Source organism: Streptomyces melanosporofaciens (genome assembly GCF_900105695.1).
Lineage (GTDB): Bacteria > Actinomycetota > Actinomycetes > Streptomycetales > Streptomycetaceae > Streptomyces > Streptomyces antimycoticus.
This window is the reverse complement of the sequence record NZ_FNST01000002.1, coordinates 548158-567841: the sequence shown is the minus strand read 5'-3', so window position 1 is coordinate 567841 and position 19684 is coordinate 548158. Positions and strand designations below refer to the sequence as shown.

Sequence of the window (19684 nt, the reverse complement as noted above, 5' to 3'; positions counted from 1 at the left end):
CCTCTTCCGTTTACACATACCGACTGGTTAGTCTGCGCTGCGGGCAGGAGCCGATCCGAGTCGATCCGAGGAGCTGCGAATCGTGGGTACCGTGCGTGGGGCGCGTGTTGTGGTCACCGGGGCGGGGGGTGGCATCGGCGCCGCGCTCGCCCGGCGCTTCGCCGCCGAGGGCGCCCAGGTCGTGGTGAACGACCTCGACGCCGCCAAGGCCGCCGCCGTCGCCGAGGCGATCGGCGCGACCGCCGTCCCCGGCGACGCCTCCGGCATCGTGCCCGCGGCCCGTGAAGCGCTCGGTGGCACCATCGACATCTTCTGCGCCAATGCGGGCGTCGGCCACGACGGCGGCCCCGAGGCCGACGAGGAGCTGTGGCAGCAGTCCTGGGACGTCAATGTGATGGCCCATGTGCGGGCCGCCCGGGAACTGCTGCCCGAGTGGCTGGAGCGCGGCAGCGGCCGCTTCGTCGCCACCGTCTCCGCCGCCGGAATACTCACCATGATCGGCTCGGCGCCCTACGCCGTCTCCAAGCACGCCGCGCTCGCCTTCGCCGAATGGCTTTCCGCCACCTACCGCCACCGCGGCATCGGCGTCCACGCCGTCTGCCCGCAGGGGGTGCGCACCGACATGCTGACCGCCACCGGGACCGCCGGGGACCTGGTGCTGGCGCCCACCGCGATCGAGCCCGAGCAGGTCGCCGACGCCGTCCTCGCGGGCATCGAGGAGGAGCGCTTCCTGATCCTTCCGCACCCCGAGGTGGCCCGTCACTACGCGGCCCGCGCCGGCGACACCGACCGCTGGCTGGGCGGCATCAACAAGCTGCAGCGCAAGCTCGAGCAGCTCGAGGCGGCATCCGGGACCTCGGGCTGACCCCGCGGGTCCGCCGCTCCCGTACTCTCCGCACCACCACCCTCACCCCCGTCCAGACAGGGCCGCACCCATGACCACGTACCAGGACCAGCCATGGCTCGCCCAGCTCACCGAGGCACAGCGCCGGAAGATCACCCCGCGGCCGAGTCCGCTGCACGCCTTCCGGGACGCCGTGCGCACCGCCCCCGGCCATCCGGCGCTCGCCTACTTCGACGGACGGCTGACCTACCGCGAGGTCGATGAGCTCTCCGACGGCATAGCCGGCCATCTCGCCGAGCGCGGCTTCGGGCCCGGCGACCGGATGGCGATCATGCTCCAGAACACCCCGCACTTCGTGATCGCGCTGCTGGCGGCGTGGAAGGCGGGCGGTACGGTCGTCCCGGTCAACCCCATGTACAAGGGCGCCGAGCTCGCACACATCCTCGGCGACGCCGAGGTGAGTGCCCTGGTCTGCTCCCGCCACGCCTGGGAGGACTACATCCGCGAGACGGCCGCCGCGTCCCCGGTGCGCATCGCGTTCACCGCCGACGCCCGTGAGCTGCAGACCCGCGACGACGAGCGGGTGCTGCGCGAGGAGCCCCTCCCGGTCCCCGCGGACACCGAGGACCTCCTCGCCGTCGCCCGCGCCGGAGCCCGCCCGCCGTCCGTCCCCGCGCCCAGCGCCGAGGACATCGCGCTGATCAGTTACACCTCCGGGACCAGCGGCACCCCCAAGGGGGCCACCAACACCCACGGCAACATCTCCTACAACGCCGACCGGCAGCACCTCCTCCACGAGCTGCCCGAAGGCTCGACGCTCTTCGCGCTGGCCCCGCTGTTCCACATCACCGGCATGGTCTGCGAGCTGTGCGCGTGCATATCCGGAGCGGGCACCCTGGCCCTGGCCTACCGCTTCGAGACCGGCGTCGTCCTCGACGCCTTCGCCGAGCACCGCCCCGTCTACACCGTGGGCCCCTCCACCGCCTTCATGGCGCTGATGGCCCACCCCCAGGCCACCCGCGACCACTTCTCGTCCTTCCGGATCATCTCCTCCGGCGGCGCCCCGCTGCCGCCCGCACTGGTCGAGCGGTTCCAGACGGCCCTCGGCCCGTATCTGCACAACGGCTACGGGCTCACCGAGTGCACCGCGCCCTGCGCCAGCGTCCCGCCCGGTGTCCGCGCGCCCGTCGACCCGGTCTCCGGCACCCTCGCCGTCGGCGTCCCCGGCGCCGACACGGTCGTGCGCATCGTGGACGACGCCGGGCAGGACGTGCCGTTCGGCGAGCAGGGCGAGATCGTCGTCCGCGGCCCGATGGTGGTGCCCGGCTACTGGCGACGCCCGGAGGCCACCGAGGCCGCCCTCCCGGGTGGGGAGCTGCGCACCGGCGACATCGGCTTCATGGACGAGGGCGGCTGGCTGTACGTGGTCGACCGCAAGAAGGACATGATCAACGCCTCGGGGTTCAAGGTGTGGCCGCGCGAGGTCGAGGACGTGCTCTACACTCACCCCGCCGTGCGGGAGGCGGCCGTCGTCGGCAAACCCGACGCGTACCGCGGCGAGACGGTCAAGGCGTATGTGAGCCTCCGACCGGAGGCCGAGGCCACACCGGACGAGCTGTCCGCGTACTGTGCGGAGCGGCTCGCCGCGTACAAGTACCCGCGCGAGGTGGAGATCCTGCCCGAGCTGCCCAAGACGACCAGTGGCAAGATCCTCCGGCGGGAACTGCGAGGATGAAAGAGAAAGTCAGAAGGGCAGAAGAGAACGGGTGGCGACCATGGCCAAAACGACGGACGGTGACGGACAGCCGGTGCCACAGCGGCTGCTGGCGGCTGCCACCCGGCTGTTCGCGGAGCGCGGATACGACCGGACGTCCGTACAGGAGATCGTCGAGGCGGCGGGCGTCACCAAGGGCGCGCTCTACCACTACTTCGGCTCCAAGGACGATCTGCTCCATGAGATCTACGGCCGGGTGCTCCGGCTCCAGCAGGAGCGCCTGGACGCCTTCGCGGACGCCGACGCACCGGTGGAGACGCGGCTGCGGGAGGCGGCGGCCGATGTCGTGGTGACCACCATCGAGAACCTCGACGACGCCACCATCTTCTTCCGGTCGATGCACCAACTCAGTCCGGAGAAGCACAAGCAGGTGCGCGCCGAGCGCCGCCGCTACCACGAGCGGTTCCGCGCGCTGATCGAGGAGGGGCAGCGGACCGGAGTGTTCAGCTCCCGGACCCCGGCCGATCTGGTGGTGGACTACCACTTCGGCTCCGTGCACCACCTGGGCACCTGGTACCGGCCCGGCGGCCCGCTGGGCCCCCAGGAGGTCGCCGACCACCTGGCCGACCTACTGCTGCGCGCGCTGCGGCCGTAACCAGCCCGTCCAGGGGGCACCTCCCAGCGGTAGCTGGGGGAGCGCGAGGACCGGGGCCCGGGGCAGAGCCCCGCCACGCGGCGGAGCCGCATATCGGATGCCGCGGGAAGGGGCGGGGTGGGGAACAAGCCCCGCCCCGCCCCTTCCCGCACCGCTTCAGCTACACGTACCGCTTCAACTCACGCCGCGCCAGCGACCGTTGATGCACCTCGTCCGGCCCGTCGGCCAGTTGCAGCGTCCGCGCCGCCGCCCACAGCTCGGCCAGCGGGAAGTCCTGGCTCACCCCGCCCGCGCCATGCAACTGCACCGCCCGGTCCAGGATCTGAACCACCGTACGCGGCGTCGCGATCTTGATGGCCTGGATCTCGGTGTGCGCCTCGCGGTTGCCCACCGTGTCCATCAGCCAGGCCGTCTTCAGCACCAGCAGCCGAAGCTGCTCGACCGCCACCCGCGCGTCCGCGATCCACTCATGGACCTGGCCCTGCTGAGCGAGCGCCTTGCCGAAGGCCGTACGGTCCACCGCCCGCCGGCACATCAGCTCGATACCGCGCTCGGCCATGCCGATCAGCCGCATGCAGTGGTGGATCCGGCCGGGGCCGAGCCGGGCCTGGGCGATGGCGAAACCGCCGCCCTCCTCGCCGATGAGGTTGCTCACCGGCACCCGCGCCCGGTCGAAGACCACCTCGGCGTGGCCGCCGTGGTAGTGGTCCTCGTAGCCGTACACCCGCATCGCCCGCCGCACCTCGACGCCCGGGGTGTCGCGCGGCACCAGCACCATCGACTGCTGACGGCGCACATCGGCGCCCTCCGGGTCGGTCTTGCCCATCACGATGAAGATCTTGCAGTCCGGGTTCATCGCCCCGGAGATGTACCACTTGCGCCCGGTGATGACGTAGTCGTCGCCGTCGCGCTCGATCCGGGTCTCGATATTGGTCGCGTCGGACGAGGCGACCTCCGGCTCGGTCATCGCGAAGGCCGACCGGATCTCCCCGGCGAGCAGCGGCTCCAGCCACTGCTTGCGCTGCCGCTCGTCGCCGAACTGGGCGAGCACCTCCATGTTGCCGGTGTCGGGGGCGGCGCAGTTCAGGGCCGTGGGGGCCAGTTGGGGGCTGCGGCCGGTGATCTCCGCGAGCGGGGCGTACTGCAGATTGGTGAGCCCCGCGCCGTACTCCTCGTCGGGCAGGAAGAGGTTCCACAGCCCCTGCCGGCGGGCCTCGGCCTTGAGCTCCCCGACGACCGCCGGGGTCAGCCACGGGGAGTCCAGGGCCGCGCGCTGCTCCTCCGCGACCGCCTCCGCCGGATGGACATGCTCGTCCATGAAGGCGAGCAGCTTGGCGCGCAGCTCTTCGGTCCGGGCGTCGAATGCGAAGTCCATGACGAGATCAGCTCTCCTCGAGGGTGGTGAGGCCGTGGTCGATGAAGGCGGGGACGATGTCGCCGATGCGGTCGAAGCCCGCGCCGACGGTCTGGCCGAGGGTGTAGCGGTAGTGGATGCCCTCGAGGATCACCGCGAGCTTGAAGTAGGCGAAGGCGGTGTACCAGGACACGCCGCTCACATCGCGCCCCGACCCCTCGGCATAGCGCTGGATCAGCTCGTCCGTGGCGGGGTGGCCGGGGGCGCCCTGCGTGGAGGAGATGGGGGAGTCGGCGAGATTCGGATGACCGCTGTACATCACGATCAGCCCGAGGTCGGTCAGCGGATCGCCGAGCGTGGACATCTCCCAGTCGAGGATCGCCGTGATCCGGTCGTCGGCGTTCACCAGGACGTTGTCCAGGCGGTAGTCGCCATGGACGACCGTGGGCGTGGGGGAGGCCGGCAGCGCCTTGGCGAGCCGGCTGTGCAGCTCGTCGATCCCGGACAGCTCACGGCTGCGCGAGGCCGCCAGCTGCTTGCCCCAGCGGCGAAGCTGCCGCTCCAGGAACCCCTCCGGGCGCCCGAAGTCGCCGAGCCCGACCTCGGCCGGGTCCACGGAGTGCAGCGCCACGAGGGTGTCGACGAGGGAGAGCACGACCTCCCGGGTGCGCTCCGGGCCGATGCCGGCGAGCTGCTCGGCGGTGCGGTACGGCGTGCCCTCGACGAACTCCATGACGTAGAAGGGCGATCCGACCACCGTCTCGTCCTCGCACAGCAGCACCGGCTCCGGCACCGGCACGGCCGTCGGGTGCAGGGCGCTGATCACCCGGTGTTCCCGGGCCATGTCATGGGCGGTGGCGAGCACATGGCCCAGCGGCGGCCGGCGGACGACCCAGCGGGAGGTGCCGTCGGTGACGGTGTAGGTGAGATTCGAACGGCCGCCTTCGATCAGCTCGGCGCTCAGCGGCCCGCGCACCAGTCCCGCGCGTTCGCGGTCGAGGTGGGCGCGGAGCCGATCGAGGTCGAGCCCTGGGGGATTGCCTGCGTTCATCGAACCTCTTCCTGGGTTTCCTCGGTACTTCGCGGTCCTACGCACAGCCGCTCGGTCGGGGGAGCGGGCGAACCGTTCCGCAACATGATGCCGACCAGTCGGTATGTAGTCCAGTGCGGGTCCGTTGCCGGGCACGCCGGGACCGCGGCCCGGAGGACTCGGAACTACCGCCCCCGCCCCCGCCCGGCCCGCTCCTCGGCCCGTTCCTCGGCCCGTTCCTGGGCCTCGACCACCGCCTCCCCGTACTCCACCGACCAGGCACCGAGCGCCTCGACCGGCCCCAGCAGGGTCTCCCCGAGCGGGGTCAGCGCGTACTCGACCCGGGGCGGCGCCTCGGCGTACCGGCGCCGCTCCACCAGCCCGTCGTCCTCCAGGCGGCGCAGAGTGTCGTTGAGCACCTTCGGGCTGATGCCGCCGATCGCCTCGCGCAGTTCGCCGGGGCGGCGCGGCCCCTCCCGCAGCCCGAAGATCACGACGGCGGTCCAGGTGCGGGCCAGCAGATCGAAGCCCAGCCGCGCCCGGCAGTCGGCGATGAATCCCTCCGGTGCGAGGGGCCGCGATGTCGTCGCCGGTTCACTCACTGATGACCTCCTGACCTGCTGACCGCCGTCCTAGCGCATCCGTCGCACACCGCGCGGTGTGCGACGGACTTCCTAGTGTCCTTCCCCATCGGCAGGTGGGAACGAGGAGGAGACCGCGATGCGGATCGGAGTGCTGGGCACGGGCACGATGGCGGACGCGCTGGGGACCCAGTGGGCGCGGGCGGGGCACGAGCTGTTCATCGGCGGCCGCTCGCGGCCGAAGGCGGCGGCGCTGGCCGCCCGGATCGGCCACGGCGCGCGGGCGGGGAGTCTGCGCGAGGCCGCCGGCTTCGGTGCGGTGACGCTGCTGGCGGTGGCGTACGACGGCGTCGAGGCGGCCCTGGAGGCGGCGGGCGCGGCCGAGGGCACGCTGAGCGGCCGGGCGCTGATCGACTGCACCAACGCGGTCGTCCCCGGGCGTTTCACCCTCGCCACCGACGGCGGGCCGGGCATGGCCGAGCGGATCGCCGCGGGGGCCGTCGGGGCGCGGGTCGTGAAGGCGTTCTGCCACTGCTCGGACGCGGTGTGGCGGATGACCCCGCCGGTCTTCGCCGACGGGCCGCTGGCGGTCCCGCTGTGCGGGGACGACGAGAAGGCGCTGGAGGCCGTACGCACGCTGGTCCGCGACATGGGCTGTGTACCGCTGGACGCCGGGGGCCTGGAGCGGGCCCGCCTGCTGGAGTCCACCGTCGCGTTTCTGCTCGGCTTCTGGTTCGGCGGGGTGGAGCCACGGGCCGCGCTGCCGCCGCTGGCGGCGCAGAGCCCGGCGTAGCGCCTGGGCAGCGGCGGGGGTGGTGTGGATTTGCGCCGGCGGTGGGTGAGCAGGAGCGTCGAAGGGGAGGAGCGGGACAAGGCGAACGTGAGAGCCGCGAGGAGCCCCGCGAGGCCGCGAGGAGCTGCGAGAACCGCCAGAATGTGAGAGCCGCGAGGAGCGCCACCATGAAGGCCATCACCTACCGCCGCTACGGCGGCCCCGAGATCCTGGAGTACGGGGAGCGACCGGAGCCGAAGGTCGGCCCCGACTCCGTCCTGGTCAGGGTCAGGGCCGCCAGCGTGAACCCCGTCGACTGGAAGGCGCAGGCCGGATATCTCGAGCCGTTCCTGGACGCGGTCTTCCCGGTGATCCCCGGCTGGGACGTCTCCGGGGTCGTGGAGCGGCCCGGCCCCGCGGTGACGGAGTTCCGGCCCGGCGACGAGGTGATCGGATACGTACGGGAGGACTTCCTCTCCCGGGGCACCTGCGCCGAGTATGTGGCCGCTCCCGTCCGCACCCTCGCCCGCAAACCGCGGAACCTCTCCTTCACCCAGGCCGCGGGCATCCCGCTGGCGGGGCTGACGGCCTACCAGTCGCTGGTGCGGGCACTGAGGGTCGGCGAGGGCGGCACCGTCCTGGTCCATGCGGCGGCGGGCGGGGTCGGCTCGATGGCGGTCCAGCTGGCCCGGCACATGGGTGCCCGCGTGATCGGCACCGCGGGTGAGCGCAACCATGAGTATCTGCGCGCGCTCGGCGCGGAGCCGACCACATACGGAGAGGGCCTCGCCGAACGGGTCCGCGCCCTCGCCCCGAACGGGGTGGACGCCGTGCTCGACCTGGTCGGCGGCGACGCGCTCACCGTCTCCGCCGAACTCCTCGCCCCCGAAGGCCGCCTGGCCTCCATCGCCGACCCCGCGGTCCTCGGCCTCGGCGGCCACTACGTCTTCGTCCGCCCCGACCCCGACGACCTCCAGGACCTCACCGACCTCGCCGAGCGCGGCGCCCTCGGCGTCGAGGTCGCGGCGGTCTTCCCCCTCCAGAAGACGGCGGACGCCCAGCGGCTCAGCATGGAGGGCCACGCCAGGGGCAAGATCGCCATCGCGGTGGACTGAGCGACAGGGATCACCCTCGCGGTGGCCCTGAGAAACCGGCGCGAACACCCCGTGGAATGCCAGGGGACGCCTCCGCCTCCGGGCGGAGGCGGGCTCGCGGGCGCCCGGGCAGAGTCGGCCCCATGCGAATCCCTATAGGTCTCACCACCACGGCGGCCCTCGCCCTCTCGCTGATCGTCGGCGTGGGGACGGCCGCCTCCGCCGCCGGTCCGGCCGACCCCGTGCGCTTCGAACTGCCCGCACCGACGGGGCGCCAGTCGGTCGGGGTGACCGAACTCCATCTCGTCGACCGGGCCCGGGCCGACCCCTGGGTGGCCGGCAGCAAGAGGGAGCTGATGGTCAGCGTCTGGTATCCGGCGCGGTCGGTGAACGGGTACCCCCGCCAGCCCCATATGCCGCCCGGCACCGCCCGTGCCGTGGACGAGGCGGGCTCGTTCGGCCTGGCGGCTCCCGGGGAGGTGGACTGGGCCGCCACGCGGACCGACGCCGCCACCGCCGCCCCGGCGGACGACCACACGCGCCGGCCGGTCGTGCTGTACTCGCCGGGCCTTGGCAGCACCCGCGCGCTGGGAACGTCCACGGCCGAGGAACTCGCCAGCCGCGGCTATGTGGTGGTCACCATGGACCACACGCACGAGACGTCCCCGGTCGAGTTCCCCGGCGGCCGGGTCGAGCTTCAAAAGGACCCCTTGACCGATCCGGGGAAGCGCAAGCAGGCCATCGAGACCCGGGTGGGCGACACCCGCTTCGTACTCGACCAGTTGGCCGTTCTGCGGGACGGCGGAAATCCCGATGCCGCGGGGCGTCGGCTGCCCCGCGGCCTGGGCACGGCGCTGGATCTGACCCGGGTCGGCATGTACGGCCACTCGGCCGGCGGAATCACCGCGGCCGAGGCCCTGCGCGTCGATGGCCGTATCGACGCGGGCATCGATATGGACGGCACGCTCAAATACAGCGGCACCGAATTCGTCCCGGCCGCGGTGGAAGGGCTGAACCGGCCCTTCATGCTCCTGGGCAAGGCCAGTCAGACCCACCTGAACGAGCCGTCCTGGCAGTCGCTCTGGGACCACTCGACCGGCTGGAAGCGCGATCTGAGCCTGGAACGGGGCGGCCACTTCAGCTACACCGACGCCCAGACGATCGTGCCCGCGCTCGACGAACGCCTGGACATCCCGCCGCGGCAGCGCGAGCAGGTCATCGGGACCGTGGATCCCGGGCGCAGCACCGCCGCCCAGCGCGCCTACCTCACCGCCTTCTTCGACCAGCACCTGCGGGGCCGGCCGCGCGACCTGCTGGACGGGCCGTCCGCCTCCCACCCCGACGTGCGCTTCGTCCAGTAGGCGCGACGGCCATGGGCGGGCGGGCGCCCGCGGCGGGGTCGGTCGCCGGGGGAGCGCGGCACCGGGCGCGCTCTCAGCGCAGCATCGCCGCTCCCAGGACGGCCAGGGCGAGGGTGCAGGCCACCGCGGCCACGGCCGCCCGCGGGGACAGGGCGGGCGGACGTGGCATGCGCATGGCCCGGATGCGGCGGTGGGCCAGTGCCAGGAAGGCGAGCCAGGCCACCACCACCAGGGCCAGGACCACCAGCGAGGCCGGGTCGATACCGCCGTGCAGGGTCTGCCGGCCCGCGAGCGAGGCGGCCACCGCGCACGCCAGCGTCGTACGCCGCCAGGCCAGCCGCGTCCGCTCCGGCTGGAGCCCGGGGTCCCGGTCCCGCGTTCGTGGTCCGTGCGTCCCTTTCCCCTCCGGCATCGCCTCACACCTCCCGGGTCACCCGCCCCACCCGAAGGCGGCCACGATCACCATCAGCAGCGCGACCACTCCGACCGCGAGCCCCAGCACCACCGGGAAGCGGGACATCGGCAGGTCCTCGCCCCGCCGCATGGCCCGCTCGCACCGCACCCAGTGGCTGATGGCCCGCAGCGCGCACAGCGCGCCGCCCGCCAGCAGGACGAGCGCCAGCGCGAGCCGCAGCGGCCGGGCCGTCTCCGGGAGGAACTGGTCGACCGCGAATCCGCCGCCCACCAGCGCCATCGCGGTGCGCAGCCAGGCGAGGAAGGTCCGTTCGTTGGCGAGGGAGAAGCGGTAGTCGGGGGTGCCGCCCTCCTCCCGCAGCCGCTCGGGCGCGAACCACAGCCGTACGTCCGACGCCGCCGAGGCGAGACCGCCGCCACGCGGCTCGGCCGGCTGCGCGGGCTCCGAAGGCTGCGCGGGCTCCGAAGGCCCGGGCCCGGAGGATTCGGTCACGCTTCGACCCTCTCACGGCGCCACTCCATCAGCCGCCGGTACGCCTCCCGCCCGTCCGGCACCCACTCCCACTCGGGCAGCCGCCGGGTCAGCTCCTCCTCGGTGAGAAAGGCGTGCCAGGCGACCTCCTCGGCCTGCGGGGTGACCGGCAGCTTGCAGCGCACCTCGTAGACCCGGCTCCACCAGGTGTGCTCGGGCGTCTCGTAGAGAAACGAGAACAGCGGTACGGGCGCGGGCAGCCCCCGCACCCCCAGCTCCTCCTCCGCCTCGCGCAGCGCCGCCTCGTCATAGCCCTCGCCCGCGCCGACCACTCCGCCCACGAACATGTCGTAGAGCGAGGGGAAGACCAGCTTCCCGGCGGTGCGGCGATGGACGAAGACGCGGCCCTGGGCGTCCCGGGCCAGGATGAAGACGCAGCGGTGCCGGAGCCGGTGGGCCATGGCGTCACCGCGTCGGGCCTGGCCGACCACGCGGTCCCGCTCGTCCACGATGTCGAGTAGTTCGTTGGCGGAAAGCGGTTCCTGATCAGACATACCGCCATACAAGCAGATCGCGGGCGCGGTCAGCGCCGGTGGCCACCGCCGTATCCGCCGCCGTAGTCGCCCCCGTACCCGTCGCCATAGCCGCTTCCACCGCCATAGCCGCCGCCGTAGCCGTCCCCGTACCCGTCGCCGTAGCCGCTTCCGCCGCCGTAGCCGCCGCCCTCGTCGCGCTGCCGCTCCTGCTGCTGCTCGGCCCAGCGGTCGAACGCCTCCACCGCGTCCTGCCAGTCGTCGTACTGTCCCGGCCCCCGGGAGGACCAGCCCGGCCAGGACGGCGTGGAGCGGCCCTTGCCGGCGGACGGGGTCCGGGGCTTGTCCGGCGTGGGGTCGGCCGCCGGGGCCTGGGCCACGGGCCGGGCGGCGGGCGGCTGCGCCTTGGGCTTCTCGGCGCGCGCACCGCGCAGCGGGGTGTCGCCCACCGCCGCCTCGGCGTACGGGACGGTATGGCTCTCCGGCTCGTCCGGGACGGCCGTCGAGGTGTCGCCTCCGGAGGCGGCCGTCGCCTCACGGGCGTCCTTGCCCATGAGCATGAAGAGGGCGGTGGCGGCGCCGGTGGCCGACAGCAGAATCGCCCCGGCGGCCGCCTTGCGGCGGTTGTCCACCGGGCGGCGGCGGGCGTGCCGGGGCCCGATCACCTCGCCGCGGAGCACCTGCGCCTCGTCCACGGGCGGCCCGGGTTGGAGGGGCTGCGGGCCGGGGGTGACGAGCGTCGGGTTCACCACGCGACGTTCCACCTCGGGCGTCGGCCCTAAATGCTCAAAGGAGCGGTCAGCCATGGTCGTTGATGATGCACGGTTGGCCTAACCGTGTCCAATCTCGGTGAACGATTGTGACCTTTTGTTCTATGTCGAGGTTTCGCGGGGGAAGTCGGCGGGCCGGAAGCGACCGGAAACCGCTCCCACACCCCGGGTTGACGCCGTACTGGGCGGTAGGCAGGATCGCGGTCATGACGCCGCCTGCGGGCGTCGGCGGGCTCACGAGAACGGACACCACACCATGGCGTACGACGCGGACGTGATCGTGGTCGGCGCGGGGCTCGCGGGCCTCGCCGCCACCGCCGAACTGGCCGACGCCGGTCGTAAGGTGATCCTGCTCGACCAGGAGCCCGAGCAGTCGCTCGGCGGCCAGGCCCACTGGTCCTTCGGCGGTCTCTTCCTCGTCGACTCACCCGAGCAGCGCCGCCTGCGCATCCGCGACAGCCATGAACTCGCCTGGCAGGACTGGCTGGGCACGGCCGGGTTCGACCGCGAGGAGGACCACTGGCCGCGCCGCTGGGCCGAGGCGTACGTGGACTTCGCGGCCGGCGAGAAGCGGTCCTGGCTGCACGCCCAGGGGCTGCGGCTGTTCCCGCTCGTCGGCTGGGCCGAGCGCGGCGGCTACGACGCCACCGGCCACGGCAACTCCGTGCCCCGCTTCCACATCACCTGGGGCACCGGCCCCGGTGTCGTGGCCCCCTTCGAGCGGCGGGTGCGGGCGGCGGCCGCCCGTGGCCTGGTCGAGCTGCGCTTCCGGCACCGGGTGACGGGGCTGGCCCGCAGCGCGGGCACGGTCGACACCGTCACCGGCGACGTCCTGGAGCCCAGCGACGCCGAGCGCGGCACTCCCAGCGGCCGCGAGGTGGCCGGCGCCTTCGAACTGCGCGCCCAAGCCGTGATCATCACCTCCGGCGGGATCGGCGGCAACCACGACCTGGTCCGCGCCAACTGGCCCGAGCGGCTGGGCTCCCCGCCCGAGCGGATGATCTCCGGGGTCCCGGCCCATGTGGACGGCCATATGCTCGGCATCACCGAGGCGACCGGCGGCCGCATCATCAACCGCGACCGGATGTGGCACTACACCGAGGGCATCGAGAACTGGAACCCCATCTGGCCCCGGCACGGTATCCGCATCCTGCCCGGCCCGTCCTCCCTGTGGTTCGACGCGCGCGGCAAGCGGTTGCCGGTGCCGCTGTTCCCCGGCTTCGACACCCTCGGCACGCTCGAGCACATCATGCGGACCGGCTACGACTACACCTGGTTCGTGCTCACCCGGAAGATCATCGAGAAGGAGTTCGCGCTCTCCGGCTCCGAGCAGAACCCCGACCTCACCGGCAAGAGCGTCCGCGAGGTGATCGGCCGCGGCCGGGCCGGGGCCCCGGGCCCGGTCCAGGCGTTCATGGACCACGGCGCGGACTTCATCGTGGAGCGGTCGCTGACGACGCTGGTCCGGCGGATGAACGAGCTCACCAAGGAGCCGCTCATCGACGAGGAGGCGCTGCGCCGGGAGATCGTCGCCCGCGACCGCGAGATCGCCAACCCCTACACCAAGGACCTCCAGGTCACCGCCCTGCGCGGCACCCGCAAATATGTGGCCGACCGGCTGATCCGCACCGCAGCGCCGCACCGCATCCTCGACCCCAAGGCCGGTCCGCTGATCGCCGTGCGCCTGAACATCCTGACCCGTAAGACGCTCGGCGGCCTCGAGACGGACCTCTCCTCCCGCGTCTTGACCGAGGGCGGCGAACCGCTGCCCGGTGTCTACGCCGCCGGGGAGGCGGCGGGCTTCGGCGGCGGGGGAGTGCACGGCTACCGCTCCCTGGAGGGCACCTTCCTGGGCGGCTGCCTCTTCTCGGGCCGTACGGCGGGCCGCGCGGCGGCCAAGGCGGTGGGGTAGACGGTGGGATAGACCCGGGGCGTGGCTCCCGGGCTTCCGGGCTCCCGGGCCCCGGAGTCTTACCGAAGTCTGACGAATCCCCGGCGGATATGGCGCACCACCCCCGCCCGGTGCTCTTATCGACCCATGGACCCCAACACCGGTGCCGGATCCGACGGCCACGGCGCCCCCGTCGGCCGGCGCCTCGTCCTCGGCATGCTCGGCCTCGGGGCCGGCGCGATGGCCGCGGCCCCCTGGCTGCAGGGCCGCCTGGAGGCCGCCTTGGGCGCGGTGGCCGACAAGGACCCGACGGGGGTGACCGGACTCCTCCCCAACGGCGGGGGATTCCGCTACTACTCCGTCACCTCCTCCGTGCCCCACAAGGACGCCGACAGCTACCGCCTCACCGTCGACGGACTCGTCGACAAGCCCGCCGGGTACCGCCTCGCCGACCTGCGCGCGCTCCCGCAGACCCGCCTCGTCCGCGATGTCCAGTGCGTCACCGGCTGGCGGGTGCCAGAGACCCCCTTCGAGGGGGTGCGGCTGTCGACGCTGCTCGACGCCGCCGGGGTGCGTTCGCAGGCCAAGGCCGTCCGCTTCACCTGCTTCGACGGCGCGTACAGCGAGAGCCTGACCCTCGATCAGGCGCGGCGGGCTGACGTCCTGGTCGCGCTGAAGCTGCGGGACAAGCCGCTGGGACACTCCCACGGCGGGCCGGTGCGGCTGTATGTGGCGCCCATGTACTTCTACAAGTCGGCGAAATGGCTCTCCGGTATCACCGTCACCGATGAGGTGCGGCCCGGCTATTGGGAGGACCGGGGCTATGACGTCGACGCCTGGGTCGGCAGATCGAACGGACGCGACGATGACCCCACCGCCTGAGCAGACGACGCCACCTTCCGAGCGGACGATGACCGCGACGTCGCGAGCCGGGGACCGGGGCCGGGACGGGTCGCGGGTGCGCCGGTTCAGCCCCGCCGAGCGCTGGATCCACCGCACCACGGCCCTCCTGCTGGGCGTGTGTGTGCTCAGTGCGGGCTGTCTCTATCTGCCCGAGCTCGCCGAACTCGTTGGCCGGCGCGCCCTCGTGGTCACCGTCCATGAGTGGAGCGGCATCCTGACGCCCCTTCCGGCCCTGCTCGGGCTCGCCTCCCGTGCCTTCCGCGCCGACCTCACCCGGCTCAACCGCTTCGGCCCGCACGACCGCCGCTGGCTGCGCGCGGCGCTGCGCCGCGACCACCGGCGACAGGAGCGCCCGGCGGGGAAGTTCAACGCCGGGCAGAAGCTGTACGCGGGGTATATCGCGGGCGCGGTGATGGTGATGGCGGGCACCGGGCTGCTGATGTGGTTCACCGATCTGGCCCCGCTGGTGTGGCGCACCAGCGCCACCTTCGTCCACGACTGGCTGGCGCTGGCCATCGGCATCGTCCTGCTCGGCCACATCGGCAAGGCGTTCGCCGATCCGGAGGCCCGGCGCGGGATGCGCACGGGCCGGGTCGAGCGGGCGTGGGCGGCCCGTGAGCATCCGCTGTGGCGTACGGACGAGGACACCGCGGACGGCCACCGGGACGCGGGGCACGACACCGGAGACCACGAACACCGCATCCGCTGAACCAGTGGCCACGGACGCCGCGTACCGCTGGACCAATAGCCACGCGCCGCATCCGCTGAACCAGTGGCCACGCGCACCACGTCCGCCGAACCCATGACACCCGGTGTCATGATGCGTCGCATGCGCGAGAAAGGTCCAAAAAAGACCGTTATGCGGCTCGGGGTGCATATCGCCCTCTGCGCCGTGGCGATGCTGCCGCTGAGCGGCTGCCGCATGTTCGACGCCCCGCTGCGGCGGGGCGGGCTCTGGGTGAACCCGGACAGCCCGGCCGCCCGGCAGGCCCGTGAGCGGCAGGACGAGGGGAAGAACCGCGACGCCGCGCTCATCCGGCAGATCGCTCAGCAGCCCATCGCGGAGTGGCTAGGCCCCGCGCCGCCCCGTGAACGGGTCCGCTTCATCACCGAATCCGCGGCGCGGACCGGGTCCACCCCGGTCCTGGTCGCCTATCACATCCCGTACCGGGACTGCGGGCGGTACTCGGCGGGCGGGGCGCGGAGCGCCCATGCGTACCGGCGTTGGATCGAGCAGATCACCCTGGGCATCGGCGACCGCAAGGCGATCGTCGTCCTGGAACCCGACGCGGTGGCCCAGCTCGTCGACGGCTGCGTACCGGCCAGGCTGCGCACCGCCCGGCTGGCGATGCTGCGCGACGCGGTCGCCATGTTCGCCGCCCTGCCCCACGTCCAGGTGTACGTGGACGCGGGGAACCCGGGCTGGATCAAGAATCCCCACCGGCTGGTGCGGCCGCTGCGCGAGGGCGGTATCGAGCAGGCGGACGGCTTCGCGCTGAACGTCTCCAACTTCCAGCCGACCCGGCGCACCGTGGCGTACGGCCACCGGCTCTCCGCCGCCCTCGACGGCGCCCACTTCGTCATCGACACCAGCCGGAACGGCAACGGTCCGCTGCGGCTCCGCGGCGCGGCCCGGCACGGTGTCCGGGCCCGGGATTCCTGGTGCAATCCGCCGGGGCGGGCGCTGGGCGAGCGGCCCAGCACCACCACCGGGGACCGCCTCGTGGACGCCTATCTGTGGATCAAGCGGCCGGGAGAGTCCGACGGAACCTGCAACGGCGGCCCTCCGGCGGGCCGCTGGTGGACCGCGTACGCGCTCGACCTGGCCCGTAACGCGCCCCGCCGGCACTAAGCGCTTCGCTGGAAGTGGCCTGACCGGCCGTCAATCGGCTGCGGCGCCGTCGTGGCCGGTCGCGCCCACGCTGCGGAGCCGCATATCGACACAGCCCCGCGCCCCTTCGGGGCGCTTGTCCTTCGGGACCGCACAGGGGCTGGCCGCGTCGCGCGCCGTCGGCACCGTTCCGCGCGCCGGGCGCTTCCGGCCGCGGCGCACCAGCCCCACCGACCAGATCGCCACCGGCGCCAGACACAGCGCGAGGGCGAGCGCCGCCCAGGTCCGCATCACCGCATGGGTGTGGCCCAGGAAGAACGAGGCGACCAGAGAGGAGCCGAACACCGCGGCCCACAGCAGATGGATACGGAACGTGGAGAGCCGGTCCGGGCTGGACGAGTCGCCCTTGGGCGTGACCACGAACCGGCTGGTGCGGCGCAGCGCCGCGTCGCACAGCGACTTGGCGTAGATCGGGGCCGACAGCGCCGAGAGGAGCATCCCGGCCAGCCCGCCGGAGCCCTCCGGCTCATGCGGGGAGACGTTGTGCCGCCGGTTCCAGATGTACAGCCCGATCTGCAGCATCGCCGCGTCGCTGTAGAGCATCATCCACATCTCGGCGGGGATGTGGATCCCGGCCGCGCCCAGCACCAGGAACAGCGCGCACGACAGCGCGGAGAGGATCCAGTTGAGCGCGGTCATGGGGTAGTACGCGATCATCAGCGAGTAGTTGAGCAGCTTGCCCGGCGACAGGGTGAACGGGCCCTTCCAGAACTGCTTGAGCACCGTCTCGTAGGTGCCGCGGCTCCACCGCATCTGCTGGGTGAAGAAGTCCGTCCAGGTGCTCGGCCCCTCGCCGACCGCGAGCACATCGGGGGTGTAGACCGAGCGCCACTTCTTGCGCGTGGCGGGGTTGCGGTGGCGGTGCAGCTCGAAGCCGGTGGCCATGTCCTCGGTGATCGAGTCGTACAGCCCGCCGATCGAGCGCAGCGCGCTGATCCGCACGGCGTTGTTGGTGCCCACGAACATCGGGCCGCCATAGGCGTTTCCGGCCCGCTGGATCAGTGCGTGGAAAAGGAACTGCTGACTTTCGGCGGCCTTGGTGACCGGAGTGTCGTAATTCCCGTAGACCTGCGGACCGACCACAAAGGCGATATCCGGATCCCGGAAGTAACCCAGCATGCGCTCCAGGAAGTTGGGCAGCGGCACATGGTCGGTATCCACACACGCCATGAATTCATACGCGTCACCATGTGCGTCCAGCCAGGCGTTGTAATTCCCGTGCTTGGTCCTCGCCCGGAAAGCGCCCTTCGGCTGATTCCACTTCTCGATGCCCTTGCGGGAGAAATGCCGTACGCCCAGCCGTGCGCACAGCGCCTTGACCTCCTCGTCGTCCCCCTCGTCCAGCAGCCATACGTCCAGCGGCCCGGTGTGCCGGATCCGCACGGCCCCCTCCAGCGTGGCCCGGACCATCGCGATCGGCTCCTTGCCGGGCACAAAGCTGGTCAGGAACGCCACCCGGGTCCCCGGCTCGGCCACCACCGGCACCGGATCCCGCGCCACCAGCGTGGCATGGGCGTTGGAGACGACCGTGAACAGGCGAAAGCCCTCGATCAGCGCGATCGAGACCAGCATCGCGAGGTCCGCCGCCCGCTGCCACCACGGCGCGTAGGCGCGCTCCAGCCAGTGATCGGGGTGCAGCAGCCACAGCAGCAGCAGCGCCGAGCACACCGGCGCCGCGCACAGCAGCAGCGCGGCCCGGATCCGGTGCGGCTCCTGCGCCAGCAGACTCCGGCAGCGCACCCGGTAGGGGCGGTCCGTGGGAGCGTTGGTCAGCGGGCCCGCCAGCTCGCTGTACCGCTTGTACTCGTACTCCGAGGCGGAACGGCGGTGCGGGACGCGGGAATCCGACGCGGTACGCGCGGGCGGCGGCCCGGCGGACACGGCGTGTGCGGTGGCTTTCCGGGGGAATCTCTGACGGGGGTCGGTGCAGACATCTGGGCACTCCCGCGGGGCTGGCTCGAACCGAATGGCGCGCCGCGATGACCCATACGGGCCATATTCATCAGGTCATCGCGCGAGATGAGAAGGTAACAATCCCATGGGGGCTGGCCGTGCACATCGAATATTCGGCGCGCCCTTGTTGAGGGCCCGTAGGACAGCCACTCCGACGGCCCAGCGGTGCGCGTCTTACGTGATTTACATCCCGCCGTCTGGCAGGGTCGGCACCGATCGAAGCCCATCGGAATACGGAGGATGGGGCGCAGTCGCCCGATGAGAGTCCTGCACATCATCTCCCGCCTCGGGCCGGAGGAGCCGAACAGCAACTGAGGCTGCTGCTGCGCCATTTGCCGGTGCGCTGTGACGTCATCGCCCTCTCGGGCCCCGGCGCCACCGCGCACGGCATTCGCGCGGACGGCATCCCGGTCACCCATGTGCCCCTGGGCGCCGGGCGCGAGCGGCAGCTCACCACGGTGCCCAGGCTGGTGCGGATCATCCGCTCCGGCGGCTACGACCTGGTGCACACCCATCTGTACCGGGCGTGTGTGCTCGGCCGGATCGCCGCCCGGCTGGCCGGGGTGCGGGCGGTCATCGCCACCGAACACAGCCTGGGCGAGCGGCGGATCGACGGCCGACCGCTCACGGCCGCCCTCCGCGCCCGCTATCTCGCCGCCGAGCGGCTGGGCTCGGCCACCGTCGCCGTCTCGGCCGCCGTCGCCGACCGGCTGCGCGACTGGGGTGTGCCCAACCCCCGGATCCATCTGGTGCCGAATGGGATCGACGCCCGCCACTTCCGCTTCGAACCGGCCGCCCGGGCGGCCGCCCGCGCCCGTCTCGGCCTCCCCGACCGGGCCTTCGTGGTCGGCGGGGTCGGCCGTCTGGTGGCGGACAAGCGGTTCGACGCGGCGGTGCGGGCCGTCGCCGAGGTGCCGGACACCCGGCTGCTGCTGGTCGGCGAGGGCCCCGAGCGCCCCGCCCTGGAGGACCTGGCCGCCCGGCTCGGCGTGGCCGACCGGGTGCGGCTGCTGGGCGAGCGCGACGGCGCGGTGGCCCCGCCGGACGACCGGCCCGCCGGGCTGCCCGGGCTGCTGGCCGCCATGGACGTGCTGGTCTCGCCGTCCACCGAGGAGGCGTTCGGCCTCGCGGCGCTGGAGGGGCTGGCGGCGGGGCTGCCGGTGCTGCACACCGTCTGCCCCGCCCTCGAGGAGCTCCCCGCCGGGACCGTCCCCGGCGCCCGCCGTATCGCCCCCGGCCCGGCCGCCCTCGCCGACGCCCTGCGCCGGCAGGCCGCCGCGGGCCCGCTGCGCTTCCCGGTCCCGGACGCCATCGACCGCTACGACATCGCCCGCGGCGCCCGCCGCCTGATGGACCTCTACGACCGCGCCACCACCTGCGGGCCGGACGGCTGTCTGCGGGTGTCCCCCATCAGCCGCCGGATGCCGCGGCGCGGCGCGCCCGCGGGCTGAG

General features: G+C 72.7%; 18 protein-coding genes and 1 pseudogene. 11 read left to right on the top strand and 8 right to left on the bottom strand.

The annotated features are described in order from the left end of the window. Window positions 1-82: 82 nt before the first annotated feature. The 3 genes from BLV72_RS05220 (at window position 83) to BLV72_RS05210 (ending at window position 3213) form a co-directional block, all read left to right on the top strand. Window positions 83-865 carry an SDR family NAD(P)-dependent oxidoreductase gene (locus BLV72_RS05220; protein ID WP_093460592.1) on the top strand — a complete coding sequence of 261 codons (783 nt, stop codon included), beginning with the start codon at window positions 83-85 and terminating at the stop codon, window positions 863-865. A 70-nt stretch (window positions 866-935) separates the two neighbouring features. Next, window positions 936-2579: an AMP-binding protein gene (locus BLV72_RS05215; RefSeq protein ID WP_093460590.1), complete on the top strand. Its 1644-nt coding sequence runs from the start codon at window positions 936-938 to the stop codon at window positions 2577-2579. A gap of 40 nt (window positions 2580-2619) precedes the next feature. After that, a complete protein-coding gene (locus BLV72_RS05210) occupies window positions 2620-3213 on the top strand; it encodes a TetR/AcrR family transcriptional regulator (protein WP_244320663.1) in 594 nt (197 codons plus the stop codon). Between the two features lie 160 nt (window positions 3214-3373). On the opposite strand, the gene BLV72_RS05205 is transcribed toward BLV72_RS05210, so the two are convergent. From BLV72_RS05205 to BLV72_RS05195, 3 genes are all read right to left on the bottom strand, one after another. Continuing rightward, window positions 3374-4588, bottom strand: coding sequence for an acyl-CoA dehydrogenase family protein (locus BLV72_RS05205; protein ID WP_093460587.1), 1215 nt, complete (start codon window positions 4586-4588; stop codon window positions 3374-3376). A 7-nt stretch (window positions 4589-4595) separates the two neighbouring features. Next, window positions 4596-5618 carry a phosphotransferase family protein gene (locus BLV72_RS05200; protein WP_093460586.1) on the bottom strand — a complete coding sequence of 341 codons (1023 nt, stop codon included), beginning with the start codon at window positions 5616-5618 and terminating at the stop codon, window positions 4596-4598. Window positions 5619-5782: 164 nt separating this feature from the next. Further along, window positions 5783-6199: a winged helix-turn-helix transcriptional regulator gene (locus BLV72_RS05195; RefSeq protein ID WP_093460584.1), complete on the bottom strand. Its 417-nt coding sequence runs from the start codon at window positions 6197-6199 to the stop codon at window positions 5783-5785. Between the two features lie 118 nt (window positions 6200-6317). On the opposite strand from BLV72_RS05195, the gene BLV72_RS05190 reads away from it, so the two are divergent. From BLV72_RS05190 to BLV72_RS05180, 3 genes are all read left to right on the top strand, one after another. After that, window positions 6318-6971, top strand: coding sequence for an NADPH-dependent F420 reductase (locus BLV72_RS05190; RefSeq protein WP_093460583.1), 654 nt, complete (start codon window positions 6318-6320; stop codon window positions 6969-6971). 167 nt (window positions 6972-7138) lie between these two features. Further along, window positions 7139-8065 carry an NADP-dependent oxidoreductase gene (locus BLV72_RS05185; RefSeq protein WP_093460581.1) on the top strand — a complete coding sequence of 309 codons (927 nt, stop codon included), beginning with the start codon at window positions 7139-7141 and terminating at the stop codon, window positions 8063-8065. Between the two features lie 122 nt (window positions 8066-8187). Further along, window positions 8188-9405, top strand: coding sequence for an alpha/beta hydrolase family protein (locus BLV72_RS05180; protein WP_093460580.1), 1218 nt, complete (start codon window positions 8188-8190; stop codon window positions 9403-9405). 73 nt (window positions 9406-9478) lie between these two features. On the opposite strand, the gene BLV72_RS05175 is transcribed toward BLV72_RS05180, so the two are convergent. From BLV72_RS05175 to BLV72_RS05160, 4 genes are all read right to left on the bottom strand, one after another. Beyond that, window positions 9479-9817: a DUF202 domain-containing protein gene (locus tag BLV72_RS05175; RefSeq protein ID WP_086708421.1), complete on the bottom strand. Its 339-nt coding sequence runs from the start codon at window positions 9815-9817 to the stop codon at window positions 9479-9481. 18 nt (window positions 9818-9835) lie between these two features. Continuing rightward, on the bottom strand, window positions 9836-10201 hold the full coding sequence (locus BLV72_RS05170; protein WP_093470166.1) for a YidH family protein: 366 nt from the start codon (window positions 10199-10201) through the stop codon (window positions 9836-9838). A gap of 107 nt (window positions 10202-10308) precedes the next feature. Further along, window positions 10309-10845 (bottom strand): NUDIX domain-containing protein, encoded by a 537-nt coding sequence (locus BLV72_RS05165; RefSeq protein ID WP_093460578.1) that lies wholly within the window; start codon window positions 10843-10845, stop codon window positions 10309-10311. 29 nt (window positions 10846-10874) lie between these two features. Beyond that, window positions 10875-11630, bottom strand: coding sequence for a hypothetical protein (locus BLV72_RS05160; protein WP_143059760.1), 756 nt, complete (start codon window positions 11628-11630; stop codon window positions 10875-10877). Window positions 11631-11850: 220 nt separating this feature from the next. Between BLV72_RS05160 and BLV72_RS05155 the strand changes: the two genes are divergently transcribed. The 4 genes from BLV72_RS05155 (at window position 11851) to BLV72_RS05140 (ending at window position 16240) form a co-directional block, all read left to right on the top strand. Then, window positions 11851-13506: an FAD-binding dehydrogenase gene (locus tag BLV72_RS05155; RefSeq protein ID WP_093460575.1), complete on the top strand. Its 1656-nt coding sequence runs from the start codon at window positions 11851-11853 to the stop codon at window positions 13504-13506. 126 nt (window positions 13507-13632) lie between these two features. Then, complete coding sequence (locus tag BLV72_RS05150; protein ID WP_093460574.1) at window positions 13633-14367, top strand: molybdopterin-dependent oxidoreductase; 735 nt, start codon at window positions 13633-13635, stop codon at window positions 14365-14367. Next, window positions 14351-15097 (top strand): cytochrome b/b6 domain-containing protein, encoded by a 747-nt coding sequence (locus BLV72_RS05145; protein ID WP_425288353.1) that lies wholly within the window; start codon window positions 14351-14353, stop codon window positions 15095-15097. The genes BLV72_RS05150 and BLV72_RS05145 overlap by 17 nt, the downstream gene beginning before the upstream one ends. 120 nt (window positions 15098-15217) lie before the next feature. Further along, the gene (locus tag BLV72_RS05140; protein ID WP_093470164.1) at window positions 15218-16240 is read left to right on the top strand and encodes a glycoside hydrolase family 6 protein; all 1023 of its coding nucleotides are present in this window, start codon (window positions 15218-15220) and stop codon (window positions 16238-16240) included. Between the two features lie 30 nt (window positions 16241-16270). Here the strand turns inward: BLV72_RS05140 and BLV72_RS05135 are convergent, their stop codons facing one another. Continuing rightward, complete coding sequence (locus BLV72_RS05135) at window positions 16271-18160, bottom strand: glycosyltransferase family 2 protein (protein ID WP_244320662.1); 1890 nt, start codon at window positions 18158-18160, stop codon at window positions 16271-16273. Between the two features lie 330 nt (window positions 18161-18490). Between BLV72_RS05135 and BLV72_RS05130 the strand changes: the two are divergent. Beyond that, window positions 18491-19683: pseudogene (locus BLV72_RS05130) on the top strand (glycosyltransferase). Window position 19684 lies beyond the last annotated feature (1 nt).